Genomic DNA, 12,067 nt, shown 5'->3' with positions numbered 1-12,067 from the left:
AGCAGCAGACAGGACGAAGGGCACGGCAGAAGCCGTGCCCTTTCCTTTTGGAACCCAAACTCAAGTACGTCCGTCTACGATTTTTTCGCAGCCTTCTTGGCAGTTTTCTTGGGTGCAGCGGCCTTCACAGCCACTACTGTCTTCTCCGCTTTCTTCGCGGCGGTCTTCACAGCCTTCTTTGGTGCCACGGCCTTTGGCGCGACGGTCTTCTTCGCAGCGGCTTTCTTTACGACGGTCTTGGCAGCGGTCTTCACCGCTGGCAGCTTGCCGGATGCGGAGCCGCTGCTGGCTTCGGCGAAGTCGTCCGCAGATTCGGCCTTTGCGGTCTTCTTGGCTACCTTGGCGCGGGTTTTCACCAGCGCTGCCTTGATCTCGCCATCCAGATCGTCAATGGACATGGTCTTTGCGGACCGGCGCAGACGCTCCAGGCCGTAGAAGGCGCGCTTCTCCGGCATGAAGATGTGGACGACGAAGTCCACATAATCCATCAGGACCCATTCCCCCTGACGGCGCCCTTCCACCGCGTTCGGATAGGTGCCGAAGTCGTTCTTCAAACGAAACTCAATCTCGTCTGCAATGGCGGCGTTCTGGCGTTCGTTGGTGCCGCTGCAGATGAGGAAGTAGTCTGTCAGCGAGCTTTCCGAGGGGTCCAGCGCCAGGATGGTGATGTCTTCGGCTTTCTTGCTATCGCAGGCATCGACCGCGGCGCGGAGAAGCTGGTTGGATTCCAGTGAGGGCATTGATCTCCTTCGAAGAGCGCGCCACGGGGTTACCGGGCGAACATTCTCTTCGTCAGCCTAAGGATAGGCCAACGAAGGCGCTGCGCCTAGTCTTCGGCCGCAGCAAAGAGCGATTGCACGGACCTTTTTGGTTGTAATGGCGAGGACGACGCACATAGGCAATTGGTGATGCCTATTCGGTGGCTGCAGCGGGTGCGTGATAACTGCCGGCAGTCGGTTTTCGAAAGGCCAGAGCGATGCGGTTCCATGAGTTGATAGCGACGATGGCGAACGTCAGCTTCACCACCTCATCCGGCGAGAAGTTTGCAACCACCTCGTTGTAGGCAAAGTCCGGCGCGTGGCCTTCGCTGATGTTGGTCAGGCTCTCCGTCCACTGCAGTGCGGCGCGTTCGCGTGGTGTGAAGAAGGGTGTCTCGCGCCACGCATTCAACCCGAAGAGGCGTTCGGTCGTTTCGCCTGCCGCCAGCGCGTCCTTGCTGTGCATGTCGATGCAGAAGGCACAGCCATTCATCAGCGACGCGCGGAGCTTGACCAGCTCCATCAGCGACTGCTCCAGGCCGGACTGGTTCACCGCTTTGCCCATGGCCGTCAGCGCCTGAACGCCTTCGGGCCAGACCTTCCAATAGTCGATGCGCTTCTCTTCCATGGCGGTCCGCTCCGTGTTGGGTTAGGTGGCGTGGTACAGGTGCATGCGCGCGATGTACAGGCCAACCGTGGGCGTGAGCGACTTGCCGCAGGAGACGCCGACACGCAGCCGTTCGCGAATGCCGCTGGCAGAGATGTCCTCATCCAGCGTCTCGACCAGGTGAACCCGCGCGCGCTGTTCGGGCGTCAGGTTCAGCGAGGCAATGCCTTCGCCACCGTGGTCCGGGTCAATGTCATTCAGCTCAAAGCCGGGCCGCGAAAGCACGATCCATTCGGCTTCGGCCAGCAGCTTTTCCGGCTCGCGCCAGCGGGGCAGCGACAGAAAAGTATCCGCACCAACAATCACGAATAGTTCGGCATCGGGGAATCTGGAACGCAGGCGCGCGAGCGCATCGATGGTGTAGTTGGGCGAGCCGTCGGGATGCGGCGCGTCGATCTCGGAGACCTCCATGCGCGGGTCTTCGGCGCACAGCAGACGCGTCATTGCCAGGCGATCGTCGTAGCTGGCATGTGGGCCTGCCGCCTTCAACGGCTGCAGTCCGGTTGGTGCCAGGAATACGCGATCCAGCCGCATCGCATCTGCCGCCGCCTGTGCGGCCAGCAGGTGTGCGCGGTGCGGTGGATCGAAGGTGCCGCCAAAATAGCCGATGCGCATGTGACTCAAGTATCGCCTGACATTCAGATGCCAAGCATCTGTTGGCGAAGCGAGGGCCGGCGCAACCAGAGGCCGATCCAAACCACAGCGGAAAAGATGACAGGGATGAACCACTGCGCTTCGCCCGCACGCAGGTGCGTGATCACGGCACCGCCCATATATGCGGAGATCAGGATCGCTCCGATCGGTGCGGTGCGCGGGATCAGGGTCAGCACGGCGCATGTCAATTCAACAGCCGCGAATATGGGCAGGATCGAGGGCGTGAATCCGTACTTGCCCAGACCCTCTTTCACCACCGGCAGTTGCAGAGCAGCCGTGACGCCTCCGGACAGGAGAAAAAGCGCCGGCAGCGCCGTGAGGATCCAGCCGATCCAGAGCATGGGCTTTGAGGGTTGGTCTTCCGTGGTCATTCGCAGTCTCCGCTTCGGGGGAATTGGAACCCTACGAGAATGCCTGTGCAAAGCGACGTGCGCAACTGAAATCTCGTGTCCACGGATCCACGCAGTGGATGATTCAGACGACGAGGATCAGTCGGTCGTTTGAGCGTGAGCTGACCTTCGAGGGAGTCTAGAGCGAAGGAGCGGAGGTAACGCCCTGCCACAGCGGGCTCACGAGCGAGTCAATTACGTCTGCCATCTGCTCCGCAGGCATGCGATTCGGCGTCAGGGCCCAATGGGTAGCCGCACCGAAGATGGCCCACGCGACGATCGCTGAAAGAATCTCCGGATCGACGCCGCCAGCCAGGTTGAACTTCTTCACCCCGTCCTGAAGGATGCCCTCAAGGACCGGGATCACGGAGCGCTCGAGCGACATCCTGCTCAGGCCGCTGGGGCATCCGGTGGCCCTGGACAGATACTCGCAGACGCCCAGAGCGATGGTCCGCAGGCCGCCTCCGCAGTTCGGTGAGGAGTCGAGCCGCTGCCGCAGCGACTCGCCGAAACGAACGGCAGTCATGGCCTGCAGCAGAGCATCTTTGTCCGGGTAGTGCAGATAGAAGGTGGCCCGGGTAAGATTCGCTTCGTCGGCGATCTCCTGGATAGAAATTTCCTGGAAGTCCTTCTTCGTCAGCACCTTGCCGAGCGCGTCCATCAGGGACTGCCGACTGCGAAGCGAGCGCCGGTCCGTGGATTCCGCAACATCGGGTTGTGCGGACGGGGCTGACATGTCCTTAGCATAGCTTTTTTGCACCCTTGGGATCAGATAGACATCTGTCTATTATCGTTACGAGACAGATGTCCATTAATGGTCAAATGTCCACCAAGGAGAATGCCATGCCCACGCTGCTTCATATCGATTCCAGCCCGCTCTACGACCGTTCTATCTCCCGCGCGCTCACGAGCGAGTTCGTCACGCAGTGGAAGGCCGCGCACCCGGACGGCAAGGTCGTGGTGCGCGACCTGAATGCCACCGTCATCCCGCCGATCGATGCGGCGTGGGTTGGAGCCGTCTTTACCCCGGAAGAGGCGCAGACACCAGAGCAGAAGGAGATCGTGACGCTCTCCAACACCCTGCTGGCCGAACTCTTCGAGGCGGATGAGTATGTGATCGGCGTGCCGATGCATAACTTCGGCCCACCGTCGGTCCTGAAGCTGTGGGTCGACCAGATCGCTCGCGTCGGCAAGACCTTCAGTTACGCGGACGGCACACCCAAGGGGTTGATCGTGGGGAAGAAGGCGACCTTTCTCATTGCGACCGGCGGCATCTACGACGCACAGACGCAGATGGCCTCCTACAACTTCGTGGAGCCGTACCTGCGTTCGGTCTTCGGTTTCCTGGGTGTCACGGACGCGACCTTCTTCACAGCAGGTGGAGTCCAGGCAGTCAATCACGGCAAGGTGGACCGCAAAACCTTCCTGGTGCCGCATCTGCAGGCAGTGCAGGCGCATGTGAACCAGGCACTCTAACTCCGCACGGACCAAAGATACAGAGCCCGGCGCAAGGCCGGGCTCTGCCTGATTAGCCGCAAGAGCAAGAACACGCCGAAGGCATCGAAGACCGGACGAAGTGCCTAGCGGTCGTTGAACATGCTGCCGATGACAGCGCCTGCGATGCCTCCGCCCACGCCGGCTCGTGTTTCGCGATCGGGGCCGGGCAGGTATTCCTGCAGCTTGTGGGCAAGGTTGCTGATGGGCAGCGTCTGCAGCCAGATGCGGCCCGGACCGGTGAGTGCGGCGAGGAAGATGCCGTCGCCACCAAAGAACATGTTGCGGATGCCGGGCACGCGGGTGATTTCGAAGCGAACGCCGGCGTGGAAGGCCCCCACATGGCCGGGGTGGACGCGCAGCGTTTCACCCGGCTGCAGGTCACGGACGATGACTTCGCCGGAGAGTTCGAGCCACGCGGTGCCGTTGCCGTAGATCTTCTGCAAGAGGAAGCCATCGCCGCCGAAGATCCCGGCACCCAGCGATTGCTGAAAGCCGAGGCCGAGTCCGATGCCAGGTGTGGCGCACAGAAAGCCGTGGCGATGGATCATGTACTCATCGCCGTTGCCGTGCAGCTCCACCGGCACGATATGGCCGGGAACCTTGGTCGCGAAGGCGACCTCGCCGGGATACTGCTGTGCGGTGTACTCCGTCATGAACAGCGTACCGCCACCGGCCATGCGCTTGATGGCGCCCAGAAAGCCGCCACCACCACCGGCCTGCGTGTGCGTATGCATGCCGATGGACGCGGACATCCAGCTAAGCTCGCCGGCTTCCGAGATGACCGTCTCGCCGGGCTGCAAAAGGAATTCAATGGCGGGCATGGTGGTGCCGTGAATGCGTGACTGCATCGTCTGCTTCGACCTCCGTGGCCTTGTTCTGCCTCGACTAGAAGATACGACAGGTGCGCGGGCGAGGTTCCATCCTCCCCGCTTTGGCTGCCCTCTGGCTCCCCGCGCGTGCCCCCAAAGAGGCTTGTCATCCTGGGCAGAGCGCAGCGCAGTCGAAGGCTCTGTATTCCGATGGCAGCAAGCAGAAAGGTGTGGGACTGCCCTCAGCACCGAGCACATGCGGTTCCTTCGGACTGTACTGTGCAACGCTCCATTCCGCTCTTGAAAGACAAGGCTCTCAGAAGCCGCTAGAGCGAATCGCCGAAGAGTCCAGGCTGATCGGCATCCGGCGCCTCGGCCGGAATGTTGTTCTGGGCAAGGCGTTTCGAAGCTACGCCCGGCTCATTCTCCACGGGTTTGCACTGTAGGCCGTCCGACAGCGGACGCAGCAGGTCGAGCGGCAACTGAGACGTCTCATCGCGTGACAGCCATCGCGCAAAATCCTTTGGTTTCAGTATGATAGGCATGCGGTTATGGACCGGCTGCATGGTCTCATTCGCATCCGTCGTCAACACCGTAAAGCTTTGCAGCCACTGGCCGTTGGCCGGGTCTTTCCATGCGCTCCACAGGCCGGCGAAGGCGAAGGGCGTGAGACCGTCGACGGTAAAGGCGAACTTGGGATTGTTACGGGGGCGCAGCTTCTGCCACTCGAAGAAGGCGTCCGCCGGGACCAGGCAACGATGCCGCGCAAAAGCTCGCTTCCACATGGCGGCCTTCTCAACGCCTTCGCTGCGGGCGTTGAAGGTCGTTGGTGGAGGTTTCTCGCCCGGCTTCTGCCACGGCGGTATAAACCCCCAGCGCGCCAGCACCAGGTCGCGCTGGCCCGTGTCGCGGTTCTCGCGGACGATGGGCTGCATGGTGGTGGGACGGATGTCGTCGTCAGGCGCCAGAGGATCTTCAAAGACATGGCCATCCACGCGCATGGCCTCGGCGATGCGTTGCTTGTCACTTCGGCGTTGGTAGCGTCCGCACATCGATTTATTGGATGCACCGCGCATCGGTGAAAGACCCAGGCGTAGCCGACCTCTTCGATCTACCGGAGAACATGCCGCTTAACACGTCGGGTCTTTCTTCCCTGTTAGCGAACAGTCCAACGTTCAAGGCTCGAAGGTGAAGCCGTTGCGTGCCTGCACCGTCTGCTTCCTGTCCCTGGTACGTAGCTCCAGCCGATGGAAGCTACCGGGCTTCAGATCGGGCGGCGGCGTGTAGCCGAGTTCGTACTGGAAGCGCAGGTCGCGGGCGATCTGTTCGTAGATGGTGCGCAGGTTCATCTTGCCCACGTTGTACATCCGTCCGCCGGTCTGCTCGGCGAGCTTCTTCAGGATCTCCTCGCCCTTGTCCACGCTGCCGGCACGCACGCCGCCCAGGCTGTGGTTCAGATCCATGGCGTAGTTGAAGACGCTGTAGTCGATGCAGTAAATCTGCACGTTGAATTGCTGCGCCTCATGGATCGCATCTTCCAGTGACTTGCTGCTTCCATTGTCGCCACCATCGCTCAGGACGATGATGGCTTTGCGCCCTGTCTGCTTTGCCAGCGTGAGTTTCGAGACGGCATAGATGGCATCCTGCAGCCGCGTGCCGTTCGCCGAAGAGGGCCGCGCGGATAGACCGAGCAAGCCCAGGTGCAGGCGTGAAGGAGAGTTGGTCATGGGGATCAACTCATCCACCTCCGCATCCACGCGCAGCAGCGTGGCACGGTCCTGCGGCCGGCCCAGCATCGTTTGAAAGAACACATCGCTGGCCACGACCTCGTCGCCTATGAGCGTGCGCTGACTGCCGCTGGTATCGACTAAAAGTGCCAGCGTCAGGGGGAGTTCCGATGCCTCGGAGAAGTAGCGGATGGCAACATCCTTGCCGTCCTGCTTCAGTTCGAAATCATCTTTCGTCAGTCCCTGGATTGGAACGTTGTCCTTACCGCGCACAACGGCGGAGACCGCAACGACGCGCGATGCGACACGCAGCGTTAGCGTCTCATTCGCGGCAGGCTCTGTGGAGGGCTTGGGTGCGGGAGCCGTCTGCGCACACGTTCTCTGCAGACTGCAGAACAGCATCAGCGGGGCGAGAACAGCGCAGTACTTCACGGCCATCGCCTCCCAATGCGGACAACGTACGCCTCACGACGCTGTGCGTCAAACAGCAGTTACGGCGCGGCGACAAACACCTGCATCGACGCCGTCTGATCCTCGTCCGCCTTCACGACCGCGAGCCGCACTTCGACATTCGTGGCGTAGAAGGTGGCGCCGCCGCCGAGATCGGTGAGGCGCTCGCTGGTGAGTACGTTGACACCATGGCCGTCGGCCGACAGCTTGTTCCATCCCAGCGTCGCGGCGACCGTGCCGCGTGGGACGCGGTTGGTCAGCGAAGCACGGAGGCGCAAGGAGCCGCGCTCGTTGGCCACCTCGACCTCGTGGTCCTGAGAGATGCCGCGCGTGGCTGCGTCATCCGGGTGGATTTCCAGCGCCCCCAGTCCGATGCGCGCAGCTTCCATGGCGCGGTGCTGAGGGATGTTTGCGAAGGTCGAGTTCATCCAGTGATCGGCCTTGCGCGGCAGCATCCGCAGCGGCTGCGTGGCGTCGTTACGCTCGGGCGTGGGCGTATAGCCGGGCAAAGGATCGCGGCCTTGCTCGAGCAGCGATTCGGAGTAGAACTCGCCACGGCCGCTGGGTGTGCGGAACCAGGTCGCGTCAGCGAAGGGCAGGAACTCCCCGCGATCGTTGCGCGGGAGTGCCAGCGCCATCATGGGGCGTTGCTTCAACGCACCAAGCGTAATGCCCGCATGCCACGGGTGCTGTGTGTCGAGCGCCTGTGCGAGGAGATCCTGCTCGTTCTCCTGGAAGCAGGGTTCGGTGAAACCCATGCGCTGCGCGAGCTGGCCGAAGAGCCACACGTTGCTGCGGGAATCGCCCATCGGCTCCATCGCGCGCAGCGACAGTTGCGCCACGTAATGGCCGTAGGCCCCCTGCACGTCGTCCTGTTCAAGGAAGCTGGGCGAGGGCAAAACGATGTCCGCGTGATCGGCCGTGTCGGTGAAGAAGCAGTCGTGGACGACGGTAAACAGGTCGTCACGCCGCATGCCACGCAGCACTGCGGATTGATTGGGTGCAACCGCCGCGGGATTCGAGTTGTAGACGAACAGCGCATGCACGGCGGGATCGTTGACCTGCGTGAGGGCTTCGCCGAGCTGGCTCATGTTCAGGGTGCGCGCATCGCGACCAAGCGGGCTGGCCTGCATCAGCTCCGGCATCTGGAGCTTTGCGCTGTTGAAGCCGAAGGCATTTGACGTCGACAGCATCACGCCGCCACCGTGGTACTTCCACGCTCCGGTTAACAGCGGCAGCATGCCCACGGCCCGTGCCGCCGTGCCGCCATTGTCGGTGCGTTGGATGCCGTAGTTCACGCGGATCACTGCGGGTTGTGTGGTTGCATAGGCGCGGGCCAGCGTGACGATCACGTCCGCATCGACACCGGTGATCGCGGCAACGTGTTCCGGCGAGTAGTCGGCGGTCATCACGCGGTCACGCAACGCCTCAAAGCCGTGGGTGCAGTCGCGGATGTAGTCACGGTCTTCCAGGCCGTCTCGCAGGATGACGTGCATCATCCCCATCGCCAACGCAGTGTCTGTGCCAGGCTTGATCGCGATGTGTTGATCCGCCAGACGTGCCGTCTTTGTCTGGTACGGATCGATGACGACCAGGCGAGCGCCGTTGCGGCGAGCCTGTTCTACAAACGGCCACAGATGAATGCTGTTGCCATGCAGGTTGGCGCCCCACGCGAGGATCAGCTTCGCGTGCGCGAAGCTTTGCGGCTCCGGTCCCACGCGCACCCCATAGACCGCGTTGAACGCGGCCGTGCCCGCACTGGCGCAGATGGTGCGATCCAGTTGCGACGCGCCCAGCCGATGGAAGAAGCGGCGATCCATTGACCCATAGCCAAGCTGGCCGATGATACCTGCATAGCTGTAAGGCAGGATCGATTCAGGCCCGTGGGTGTCGCTGACCTGTTGCAGGCGAGAAGCGATGGCGTCCAGCGCCTCGTCCCAGCTGATCCGCTCGAAGGCCAGGTGCTCCTCGCCGGGCTGCAGGGATCCTTTTGCGACGCCCGCGCGGCGACGCATGGGATACAGCAGGCGATCGGGCGAATAGACGCGGTCAAGATAGCGGGCAACTTTGCCGCACAGGAAGCCGCGGGTGACGGGGTGCGCCGGGTCGCCTGCGATGCGGACGACGCGGTTCGTTGCAGTGTCTACCGTTGCCAGGACGCCGCAACTGTCGGGGCAATCAAGCGAGCAGGTGGTGTGCACGACGCGTGTCTTGGCCGATGCGTCCGCGAGCGGCCGTGCCACGTCTTCATCTTGTGAAAACGCGCTTACACCAGCTCCGTTTGTAGGCGTCGGCGGCATGGGATGATTGTAAAAGTCCCAGACAGTGTTGCGCAGTTCCAAATCACAGGAGTGTCCCTGACGATGCGCCGTTCCCTCATTCGTACTGCCCTATTCCTGGCACTGGCGGGCATTCCCGCCGCCACGCTGACCAGCACCGCCCTCGCCCAAAAAGAGGGCGAGCAGATGCGCGTCCTGCCGCAGGCCGAACTGGATGTGGTGAAGGTGCTGCTGGCGCAGGAGCGCGCCTGGAACGAAGGCAACATGGAGGGCTTCACGGCCAGCTACAAGAACTCGCCGGATACGCTCTTCATCGGCAGCACTGTGACGCGTGGCTTCGAAGGCATGGTCGCCACCTACCGCAGGAACTATCCGGACCGCGCCACCATGGGCCGCCTGACATTCAGCGACCTGGAGCCGCACCTGCTGGACGATCACTTCGCGACGCTGACCGGTCACTTTGCGCTGGAGCGCGACAAGAAGCACGGTGGCAACGCGGGCGGCGTCTTCTCGCTGGTGCTGGAGAAGACGCCGGGCGGCTGGAAGATCATCCTCGACCACACGACGTCGTAGTCCGTGCGTGCTGTAGGGATCTCGTCTCTGGCCCGCCTGAGATAATGGAAGCAGCATGTTTTCCTCCCTTCCCACACGTCCCCGGTCTGCGCGCGCCTTCGCTTCTTTGCTGCTGGCTGCAGCGTTTTGTGTGACGGGTTGCCGTGCGCAGGCGGCGCCTCCGCCGGGCGCGGGAACGGCAGCGACGATGTCGCCGGAGACGGCGCGCCGGATCGCGCTCATGATCCGCACCAAGGCCGGTCTGCCGTTCAACTTCGACGTGAAGGTGGGCGATCGCAAGCCCAGCCCATATACCGGCTTCGATGAACTGACGGTCTATCTGGGCGATGCGAGCAAGCCGCTGAAGCCGATGGTCTTTCTGCTCAGCAAGGATGAGAAGACGCTGGCGCAGATGAACACCTTCGATGTGTCGAAGGATCCGCGCACGCTGGTATCGGACAGCGGCCGTCCCGCGCGTGGCAGCAAGGCAAAGGCTCCCGTGACCATCGTGGTCTTCGACGACCTTGAGTGTCCATTCTGCGCTCGCATGCACCAGGCGATGTTCCCGGCGCTGCTGGCGCGCTACGGCGACAAGGTTCGCGTCACCTACAAGGATTTCCCGCTGACGCAGATCCATCCGTGGGCGATCCACGCCGCGGTGAATGCGGACTGCCTGGCTGAAGAAAGTCCCACCGCCTACTGGAACCTGGTGGACTATATGCACGCGCACCTCGACGAAATCGGGCTGGACCCTGCTGCACCGGCAACGAAGGAAAAGCAGGAGAAGCAACTGCCCGTGGCGCTGAAGCAGATCGACAAGCAGACGCTCGCGGAAGGCGCCCGCGAAAAGGTCAGCGAGAAAAAGCTGTCGGCATGTATCGCGCGGCAGGATGAGACGGCGGTCCGCGCCTCCATGAAGGAGGGCGATGGCCTGGGCGTGAGCGGTGTACCCGCGCTCTTCATCAACGGGCAGATGATCACGGGCGCTGTTCCCATCGAGTTTGTCTACCGCGCGGTGGACGACGCGCTGACCGCGGAGGGCGTTACACCGCCACCGCCCGTACCGCTGCCGAACTTGGAGGCACCGCCAGCCTCCTCACAGGCGCAGTAGTCCGCGAAGTGATTTCACCGCGGGGGAAGTGATCTTTCGGCCCGGGCGCGATACCATGACACGGAATGCATTTGAATACCCCTAACCCGACCCGCGCCCGCGCATCCTGGCTGTTCATTGCCGCCGTTACTGTCCTCTCGTTGGCTGCAACCGGCTGCAAGAAGGAGCACGGTGCCGACGTTGTTGCCAGCGTGAACGGCCATGCCATCATGCGGTCGGAGATGGATAAGAACTTCGAAGACGCACAACGCGCCAAGCAGGATCAGCAGCCGGAGACCGAGGAACAGGCGAAGAGTGACAAGCTCTCCATCCTGCGGACACTCATTGACGGCGAGATCATCGAGCAGCGCGCTGCGAAGATGAATCTGACGGCGACCAATGAAGAGGTCGACAGCAAGCTGACGGAGATGAAGTCGCACTACACCGAAGAGCAGTTTAACCAGATGCTCAAGGAGAGTGGCCGGACCATCGATGAAGTGCGCCGCGACCTGCGCCGTTCCATCACCCTGGACAAGCTGCTGAATAAAGAGATCAACAGCAAGATCAACGTGACCGACGGTGAAGTGGGCAACTTCTACAACAGTCACAAAGCCGACTTCAACCTGATCGAGAACAAGCTGCACCTGGCACAGATCATTGTGACCTCTCAGCCCTCGCCTCAGGGAGCCGGCAACCTGCAGGGCAGCAAGGCGACTACGGACGCGGACGCGCGCAAGAAGATCGCTACGCTGAAGGCGCAGCTGGATAGCGGCGCTGATTTTGCGGCGGTCGCTGCGAATTACTCTGAGGATCCGCAGACGGCGTCCAACGGTGGTGACATGGGCTTCGTTGCCGAGTCGCAGCTGCGTCAGGACGTTCCGGTCTGGAATGAAGTCAGCAAGCTGAAGGCGGGCGAGAATACGCCCATCATCCCGATCACACCGCCGGGCGGCAAGGCTCCAGTGGGATATTCCATCCTTCGACTGGTGAGCCGTGAAGTGGCGGGCCAGCGCGATCTGAATAATCCAGCCGTGCAGCAGAGCATTCGCGATCAGCTTCGCAATACGCGCAGCCAGTTGCTGAAGAGCGCCTATCTGGAGATGCTGCGCGACCAGGCGAAGGTTGAAAACTACTATGCCGAGGACATCTTCAAGGCCGGCTCCGGCTCGTAGCTACCGGGTGGTCAACTTGGAAG

The 12,067-nt window shown here is 62.1% G+C and carries 13 protein-coding genes; 4 read left to right on the top strand and 9 right to left on the bottom strand.

What is annotated here, in order from left to right; genetic code table 11:
- Positions 1-74 precede the first annotated feature (74 nt).
- The 5 genes from rsfS to BLW03_RS09980 form a co-directional block, all read right to left on the bottom strand.
- The gene (rsfS, locus tag BLW03_RS10000) at positions 75-740 is read right to left on the bottom strand and encodes a ribosome silencing factor (protein WP_074653753.1); all 666 of its coding nucleotides are present in this window, start codon (positions 738-740) and stop codon (positions 75-77) included.
- 172 nt (positions 741-912) lie between these two features.
- Positions 913-1,386 (bottom strand): carboxymuconolactone decarboxylase family protein, encoded by a 474-nt coding sequence (locus tag BLW03_RS09995; protein ID WP_074653751.1) that lies wholly within the window; start codon positions 1,384-1,386, stop codon positions 913-915.
- 21 nt (positions 1,387-1,407) lie between these two features.
- Positions 1,408-2,040, bottom strand: coding sequence for a nicotinate (nicotinamide) nucleotide adenylyltransferase (gene nadD, locus BLW03_RS09990; protein WP_074653750.1), 633 nt, complete (start codon positions 2,038-2,040; stop codon positions 1,408-1,410).
- A gap of 23 nt (positions 2,041-2,063) precedes the next feature.
- Positions 2,064-2,450 (bottom strand): DoxX family protein, encoded by a 387-nt coding sequence (locus BLW03_RS09985; RefSeq protein ID WP_074653748.1) that lies wholly within the window; start codon positions 2,448-2,450, stop codon positions 2,064-2,066.
- Between the two features lie 157 nt (positions 2,451-2,607).
- Entirely contained in the window at positions 2,608-3,204 is a 597-nt protein-coding gene (locus tag BLW03_RS09980; RefSeq protein WP_074653747.1) for a TetR/AcrR family transcriptional regulator, read from the bottom strand.
- Between the two features lie 107 nt (positions 3,205-3,311).
- Between BLW03_RS09980 and BLW03_RS09975 the strand changes: the two genes are divergently transcribed.
- On the top strand, positions 3,312-3,944 hold the full coding sequence (locus BLW03_RS09975; protein ID WP_074655916.1) for an FMN-dependent NADH-azoreductase: 633 nt from the start codon (positions 3,312-3,314) through the stop codon (positions 3,942-3,944).
- A 104-nt stretch (positions 3,945-4,048) separates the two neighbouring features.
- Here BLW03_RS09975 and BLW03_RS09970 read toward each other — a convergent pair whose 3' ends face one another.
- The 4 genes from BLW03_RS09970 to BLW03_RS09955 form a co-directional block, all read right to left on the bottom strand.
- Positions 4,049-4,813 carry a TIGR00266 family protein gene (locus tag BLW03_RS09970; protein ID WP_074653745.1) on the bottom strand — a complete coding sequence of 255 codons (765 nt, stop codon included), beginning with the start codon at positions 4,811-4,813 and terminating at the stop codon, positions 4,049-4,051.
- Between the two features lie 287 nt (positions 4,814-5,100).
- Positions 5,101-5,826, bottom strand: a complete 726-nt coding sequence (locus tag BLW03_RS09965; protein ID WP_074655915.1) for an SOS response-associated peptidase — start codon at positions 5,824-5,826, stop codon at positions 5,101-5,103.
- 123 nt (positions 5,827-5,949) lie between these two features.
- Complete coding sequence (locus BLW03_RS09960) at positions 5,950-6,939, bottom strand: VWA domain-containing protein (RefSeq protein WP_074653744.1); 990 nt, start codon at positions 6,937-6,939, stop codon at positions 5,950-5,952.
- A gap of 53 nt (positions 6,940-6,992) precedes the next feature.
- Entirely contained in the window at positions 6,993-9,251 is a 2,259-nt protein-coding gene (locus tag BLW03_RS09955; RefSeq protein ID WP_244502034.1) for a molybdopterin-containing oxidoreductase family protein, read from the bottom strand.
- 63 nt (positions 9,252-9,314) lie between these two features.
- On the opposite strand from BLW03_RS09955, the gene BLW03_RS09950 reads away from it, so the two are divergent.
- The 3 genes from BLW03_RS09950 (at position 9,315) to BLW03_RS09940 (ending at position 12,044) form a co-directional block, all read left to right on the top strand.
- On the top strand, positions 9,315-9,803 hold the full coding sequence (locus BLW03_RS09950; RefSeq protein ID WP_074653742.1) for a YybH family protein: 489 nt from the start codon (positions 9,315-9,317) through the stop codon (positions 9,801-9,803).
- 55 nt (positions 9,804-9,858) lie between these two features.
- A complete protein-coding gene (locus BLW03_RS09945; RefSeq protein ID WP_074653741.1) occupies positions 9,859-10,893 on the top strand; it encodes a DsbA family protein in 1,035 nt (344 codons plus the stop codon).
- Between the two features lie 65 nt (positions 10,894-10,958).
- Positions 10,959-12,044: a SurA N-terminal domain-containing protein gene (locus BLW03_RS09940; protein WP_074653739.1), complete on the top strand. Its 1,086-nt coding sequence runs from the start codon at positions 10,959-10,961 to the stop codon at positions 12,042-12,044.
- Positions 12,045-12,067: the final 23 nt, after the last annotated feature.

The sequence above is a fragment of the Terriglobus roseus genome (assembly GCF_900105625.1).
Classification (GTDB): domain Bacteria; phylum Acidobacteriota; class Terriglobia; order Terriglobales; family Acidobacteriaceae; genus Terriglobus; species Terriglobus roseus_B.
Note: the sequence above shows the minus strand (reverse complement) of the source record. Positions and strands in the feature narration are given on the sequence as shown.

Coding starts and splice junctions, on each gene's coding strand:
- BLW03_RS09980 (WP_074653747.1), bottom strand. CDS start 3,204: ATGTCAGCCCCGTCCGCACAACCCGATGTTGCGGAATCCACGGACCGG.
- BLW03_RS09955 (WP_244502034.1), bottom strand. CDS start 9,251: ATGCCGCCGACGCCTACAAACGGAGCTGGTGTAAGCGCGTTTTCACAA.
- rsfS (WP_074653753.1), bottom strand. CDS start 740: ATGCCCTCACTGGAATCCAACCAGCTTCTCCGCGCCGCGGTCGATGCC.
- BLW03_RS09965 (WP_074655915.1), bottom strand. CDS start 5,826: ATGTGCGGACGCTACCAACGCCGAAGTGACAAGCAACGCATCGCCGAG.
- BLW03_RS09985 (WP_074653748.1), bottom strand. CDS start 2,450: ATGACCACGGAAGACCAACCCTCAAAGCCCATGCTCTGGATCGGCTGG.
- BLW03_RS09950 (WP_074653742.1), top strand. CDS start 9,315: ATGCGCCGTTCCCTCATTCGTACTGCCCTATTCCTGGCACTGGCGGGC.
- nadD (WP_074653750.1), bottom strand. CDS start 2,040: ATGCGCATCGGCTATTTTGGCGGCACCTTCGATCCACCGCACCGCGCA.
- BLW03_RS09960 (WP_074653744.1), bottom strand. CDS start 6,939: ATGGCCGTGAAGTACTGCGCTGTTCTCGCCCCGCTGATGCTGTTCTGC.
- BLW03_RS09945 (WP_074653741.1), top strand. CDS start 9,859: ATGTTTTCCTCCCTTCCCACACGTCCCCGGTCTGCGCGCGCCTTCGCT.
- BLW03_RS09940 (WP_074653739.1), top strand. CDS start 10,959: ATGCATTTGAATACCCCTAACCCGACCCGCGCCCGCGCATCCTGGCTG.
- BLW03_RS09970 (WP_074653745.1), bottom strand. CDS start 4,813: ATGCAGTCACGCATTCACGGCACCACCATGCCCGCCATTGAATTCCTT.
- BLW03_RS09975 (WP_074655916.1), top strand. CDS start 3,312: ATGCCCACGCTGCTTCATATCGATTCCAGCCCGCTCTACGACCGTTCT.
- BLW03_RS09995 (WP_074653751.1), bottom strand. CDS start 1,386: ATGGAAGAGAAGCGCATCGACTATTGGAAGGTCTGGCCCGAAGGCGTT.